Genomic DNA, 5893 nt, shown 5'->3' with positions numbered 1-5893 from the left:
ATGGCAGAAAGACGAATAGGAGCAGGAAATGATCTTGAGAAACGCAAGCGCTGTTCCAGTTGGGCGGCGTTGGATGCTGGCGCTGGCTCTTTGTGTTGTGGCCCTCGGCGGTTGCGCCAATATGAGCCCCACCGGTCAGCGTGCTCTGAGTGGCGGCGCCATTGGTGCTGCCGGTGGCGCCATTCTTGGCACTGTCGCTGCAGGTAATCCCGCTGTCGGCGCAGCGGTTGGTGGTGCTGTTGGTGCCGGTGTAGGCGCAGCACTCCCTAGCATCGAGCGCACCCTCAACGGCAACTAAAATGCTGCCTGTTGTATAAGGCCCCCGCTTCATATGCCGAAGTGGGGGGCCTTTTTGCGTCTGAATGTTGTCGGCCGATCCGCGATGCTCTATAAAAACAACAAAATGATGCACTATAATGGTGCTTTGTGCGTTGTGATGGTGCAGTTGTTTAGTGGGCCTATGCTGAAAAATTGTAATTAAAATAATGATTATAAAGAAGTAATTTAATTTTGTGCTTTGTGTTGCTAGTGGTATGGCAATTGCTTTTTAGCAACACCAGTTGATTTTTTATAGAAACCTAAGGAGTCGTCATGCTGCATCACAATGCTACCCAATGTTCCCGCTTGTTGCACCGCACGGTTTTGGCCGCCGTTGCCCTGAGCCTCCCCATGATCGCCGGGGTGGCCCATGCCAGCCCGCTATCCATGCCTGCCCCCCTGACCTTCAGTGCTGGCCCTCTCGGTAAGCTGGATGTGCAGGGTATTGCCAGTGGCATGGCTTTTTACCAGGATAATCCGCAGGGAGCTGCAGGTACCTTAGGCGCCAAGTATGTTGGCGCCGATATTACTAACGGAATGGTCATTATTCAAAAGAATACCGGCCCTCTACAGTTTTATATCCAGGCAGGCGCCTACAGCTTCCCCACGCTGGCGGCTTCAATTCCTTCATCCGAGAGCAACATTAACGATTTCGGTGCGTTGCCCGTCGCGTATTTAAAGTATGTCCCCTCTTCTGACTACTCCGTGGAGATAGGCAAACTCCCTACGCTCATTGGCGCCGAGGGTGGTTTTACCTACCAGAATATCAATATCGAACGCGGTCTGCTGTGGGATATGGAGCCGTTAATCAGCCGTGGCGTACAGTTTAACGCCAGTAATGGCCCTATTAGCGCGTCGCTATCTTTGAATGATGGCTATTATTCCAATCGTTATAACGTGATGAGTGGATTACTGAGTTATGCTATTGATGGCTCAAATACAGTGAGTTTCTATGCGCAGGGGCCACTCGGTAACGTGCGTTTGAGCTCCCCGGATGTTGCTTATGGAGCGGTGGGTGATTCCAGCGAAATCTATGGCTTGGAGTATGAACATAGTTCTGGGCCGTGGATGATTGAGCCCTATGTGCAATATATGCATACCCCGAAGTCACCACTGCTGAATGTTAACCACTCTTTCTCCAATTATGGAGCAGCAGTGCTCGCCGACTATAGCATTACCAATACAATATCCCTGGCGGGTAGAGTGGAGTACTTGGACGTCGGCGGCCATCCGGGGGAAACGCTTAATAGCTCCAGTGTAGCGTCTAGCTTGACCGACTTACCGGCCGATTCTCACGCCTGGTCTATTACAGTGACCCCAACCTATCAGGACGGTGGCTTTTTTGCTCGCGCGGATCTTTCTTATGTCACGGCGTCTGCCCCTTCGGGGTATGGGTTGTCTGGCGGCACTAACACCACCCAGCTTCGTGGCATGCTAGAAACCGGCTTCATGTTCTGAATCTGAGACACGCCTTATCACAATAGCCCCGAGAGACTCGGGGCTGTCTCGCGCATAAAACCCGCCACAGATGTAGGGCGGGTTTTATGCGTTATGGCAGCGAATATTTCTTGCTTCGTTTGCCCCATATCGGTGAATAGTGCTTGCTTCGTTTGCCCCATATCGGTGAATAGTGCACCAGCTCAACACGCTGCTGCCCAATATGTGGGCAATTATTGCCGGGCGCGGGTGAATATACCTCGATTTTACTGGTGCTTGCATTGGTATCTATTTTGCCCTATATGCGGTGCAGTGTTGTGAACTTGTTGTAACCGCGTCCCCTCCGTTAGCAATATTCAGGGGCGGTCCTCCTGCCCTTTTTTGTGCGTCTTGAATTGTTCCAAATATTTTCTCCGGTGTTATAAATTCTGATCTAACTTTGTTTGGTGTCGTCCCTGCGGGCGCGAAGGTGCTTTATATGCAGGCACTCTTGACGTTTTGCCGTACCCTGGGCCATCATTCCCAAGACTTTGCTCTCAACATTCACCCGCGACCTGCATCCCGGCGATGCGGTCCATTATTTTGCCTGGGAGGACCATGGACGCCACGGACCAGAAGCGCCTGTTGCGTGAAATGCTTTTTGCCCGCCGTTTTGAGGAACGTTGCGCGGAGGCCTATCACGAACGCCAGATCGGCGGTTTTTTGCACCTCTATCCCGGTGAGGAGGCCTGCGCCATCGGTGTGCTGGAAAAGGCACGCACCGGTTCGGACTACGTGGTGACCGGTTATCGCGACCACATTCATGCGCTGAAGTCGGGGATGAATCCCAAGGCGTTGATGGCGGAACTCTTTGGCAAAGAAGCGGGTTGTTCCAAGGGCCGCGGCGGTTCCATGCATCTCTTCGATCCCGATGTGCGTTTCATGGGTGGCTATGCGCTGGTTGGCGGACCCTTCCCGCTGGCCGCCGGTTTCGCTAAGACGATCCAGTTGCGTGGCGGCGATGAAATCTCCATCTGCTTCCTGGGCGACGGTGCCAATAATCAGGGTACTTTCCATGAGACCATGAACATGGCCAGCCTGTGGAATCTGCCGGTGCTCTTTGTCTGCGAAAACAATCTGTATGGTATTGGTACAGCTATCGAGCGTTCGACGGTGGAAATCAATCAGTACAAGCGCGTGGCCCCTTACGGCATCGAAGCGGCGCAGTGCGACGGTCAGGATATTGATGTGGTCATGGCCCACGCCGAAAAGGCGGTGCAACATGTGCGTGAAAAGCGCAAACCCTACTTCCTGGAGTTGATGACCTACCGTCTGCGCGGTCATTCCATGTCGGATTCCGGTGCTTACCGATCCAAAGAAGAGGTGGAAGAATGGGCGCAGCGCGATCCTATCGGTATCTACAAGCGCCGTCTGCTGGATGCTGGGGTGGTCAGCGAGGATGAGTTCCACGCCATGGACAAGGCTATTCAGGATGAAATCGAAAATGAGGTCGTGCGCTTTGCCGCCGAGAGTCCGGAGCCGCGCGTGGAAGACATCGCCCGTTATGTGTACACAGAAGGAGGCAAGTAGCCATGGCTGAAATGATGTATTGGCAGGGTATCCTACGTGCCCACGATGAAGAAATGGCGCGGGACCCCCTGGTCTTTGCCATGGGTGAGGATATCGGCGTCGCTGGCGGTACTTACAAGGCGACCAGCGGCCTTTTTGCCAAGTACGGCGAGCAGCGGGTAATCGACACCCCCATCTCCGAAAACAGCTACACCGGCATCGGCGTGGGTGCGGCCATGGTCGGGGCCCGCCCCATCGTCGAAATTATGAGCGTCAATTTCGCCTGGCTGGCCATGGATCAGCTCATGAACAACGCAGCGAAAATCCATTATATGTCCGGTGGTCGTATCCGCTGTCCCTTTGTGATGCGGGTGCCGGGCGGCACGGCGCACCAGTTGGGTGCCCAGCATTCGGCGCGCATGGAGAAAGTCTTCATGGGTATTTCCGGCCTGCGGGTAGTGACCCCGGCAACACCGCGCGACGCCTACGGCCTGCTGAAAAGCGCCGTGCGTTGCGATGATCCGGTGGTGATCATTGAGCACGAAAGTATGTACAACCTGAAGGGTGAGATACCGGATACGGAGTTCTTCACCCCACTGGAAGGGGTAGAGGTGATGCGGCAGGGTAAAGACGTCAGCATTTTTGCCTACAACATCAGTGTGCACTGGGCGCTGGATGCGGCGCAAAAGCTGGCGCAGGAGCATGGCATTGATGCCGAAGTCATCGATCTGCGGGCGCTCAAGCCCATGGATCGGGCGGGTATCGCCGCCAGCGTACGCAAGACTCATCGCGCCATTGTGGTCGAAGAAGATGAAGCCCCGGTGGGCGTGGGTTCTGAGGTGATGGCGATCCTCAATGAGGAATGCTTCTTCGAACTGGATGCCGCGCCGGTGCGGGTGCATGCCCTGGATGTGCCCATTCCTTATAACCGCCGTCTGGAAAAGGCGGCGATCCCCAATGCCGGGGATGTAGTCGCCGCTGTGCGGAAAATGCTGGGCCGGTAAGGTTCCGGCGACTGTTCTGGCGGCTGACCGTGGCCTATCCTTCGGATGGCGTCACGGCCTCCCTCTCAATCTCGGTTTGACTCGATAATGGTGAAACATGGCTGAACCTTACGTCATCAAGATGCCGCAACTTTCCGACACCATGACGGAAGGTGTTCTCGTTTCCTGGGAGAAGCCCGTGGGTGCACGGGTGGAGCGCGGTGACGTGGTGGCGACGGTGGAAACCGATAAAGCCATCATGGATGTGGAGGTGTTCCGCTCCGGTTATCTGGCAGGGCCTCTGGCCGAGGCTAACAGCGTCATTCCGGTGGGCGGGGCTATTGGCTATATCTCCGATAGTGCGGTGGAGACGGTGGCGGCGCCTGTTTACGCCGCACCTGCTGCTGCCGTTACACCAGAGCTTGCGTCCATTGCGGTATCCGCCCCTGAGGGCTACGCCGTCAAGATGCCGCAGCTCTCCGATACCATGACCGAAGGCGTGCTGGTGTCTTGGGAAAAAGCCTTGGGGGACAGGATTCAGCGTGGGGATGTGGTGGCGACGGTGGAAACGGACAAGGCCATCATGGATGTGGAGGTTTTCCGTGAGGGTTACCTTTCTGGTCCGTTGGTGGCGGCAGATGTGGTAGTGCCGGTAGGCGAGCCTATCGCTTGGCTGGTGGAGTTGCCGGAGCAGGTGCGCCGCGAAAGCGCTGTAGTCAGCACCGGCACGGCGAGCAAAGTCAGTTCCGTACGCGCCCCCGCAGCAACCTCCACGACCGCAGCCACCGCCATGCCTGCTCCGGCGGCGCGTCCGCAGCAGGGTGCGGCCAGCCCCTTCGCCCGGCAGTTGGCGGGCCAGCAGGGGGTGGATCTCAACGGGCTACGCGGCACCGGTCCGGCGGGTGTGGTCGTGGCTGCTGACGTTCTCGCGGCTGGCCGTCTTGCCGCACCAGTGGCCTCTGCACGTCCCGCTGAGCCCGCAGTGCCTGGTAACGGTCGCGCCATGACGGCCATCGAAAGAGCGATTAGTCAGGCGATGGTCGCTTCCCTGAGTATCCCGGTTTTCCATGTCACCGTGCTGGCCATGCCCGAGGCACTGATTCGCGCCGCCAAGGTGCACAAGGTTTCCGTCACGGTGGCCATCGCCAAGGCTGCCTCGCAGGCGCTGAGCAAGCATCCCTTGGTGAATGCCGCTTATCAGCCCGCGGATAAGATTGTCGAACGTAGTCAGCATGACATTGGCATTGCCGCGACCACGGAGGATGGCGGGCTGGTAGTGCCGGTGCTACATGGTGTGGAAGGTAAAGGCCTTGATCAGTTGCAGGCAGAATGGACCCCACTGGTAGAGAAGGCGCGCAAACGTCGTCTCAGTCCGCCTGAATATACGAACCCGACCTTTACGATCTCCAACATGGGGATGTACGGCATCGCCCAGTTCGATGCTATCGTCACTCCGGGCACGGCGGCCATCATTGCTATTGCCGGGAATGGCCCCGAGGGTATGCCTATTACCATTACTGCGGATCATCGGGTGGTGAACGGCGCCGAGGCGGCCCTGTTTCTCAAAGACCTGAAGCAGGCGATTGAGCATCCGGAAGCTTGGCTGG

Annotated in this window: 5 protein-coding genes; 4 read left to right on the top strand and 1 reads right to left on the bottom strand. The window is 56.7% G+C overall.

The annotated features are described in order from the left end of the window. A partial coding sequence (locus AC2VNK_RS01870; RefSeq protein WP_486882601.1) for a hypothetical protein occupies positions 1–412 on the bottom strand: 412 nt, incomplete at its 3' end. Positions 413–591: 179 nt separating this feature from the next. Here AC2VNK_RS01870 and AC2VNK_RS01865 point away from each other — a divergent pair. The 4 genes from AC2VNK_RS01865 to AC2VNK_RS01850 form a co-directional block, all read left to right on the top strand. Beyond that, the gene (locus tag AC2VNK_RS01865) at positions 592–1776 is read left to right on the top strand and encodes an outer membrane beta-barrel protein (protein ID WP_486882600.1); all 1185 of its coding nucleotides are present in this window, start codon (positions 592–594) and stop codon (positions 1774–1776) included. 576 nt (positions 1777–2352) lie between these two features. After that, on the top strand, positions 2353–3324 hold the full coding sequence (gene pdhA / locus AC2VNK_RS01860; protein WP_486882599.1) for a pyruvate dehydrogenase (acetyl-transferring) E1 component subunit alpha: 972 nt from the start codon (positions 2353–2355) through the stop codon (positions 3322–3324). 2 nt (positions 3325–3326) lie between these two features. Continuing rightward, a complete protein-coding gene (locus AC2VNK_RS01855; RefSeq protein ID WP_291520480.1) occupies positions 3327–4307 on the top strand; it encodes an alpha-ketoacid dehydrogenase subunit beta in 981 nt (326 codons plus the stop codon). Between the two features lie 97 nt (positions 4308–4404). Further along, positions 4405–5893: 2-oxo acid dehydrogenase subunit E2 (locus AC2VNK_RS01850; protein WP_486882598.1), on the top strand; the 1489-nt coding region annotated here is incomplete at its 3' end.

Source organism: Acidithiobacillus sp. TH-A35 (assembly GCF_057473505.1).
This window is presented reverse-complemented; position numbering and strand designations above follow the sequence as displayed.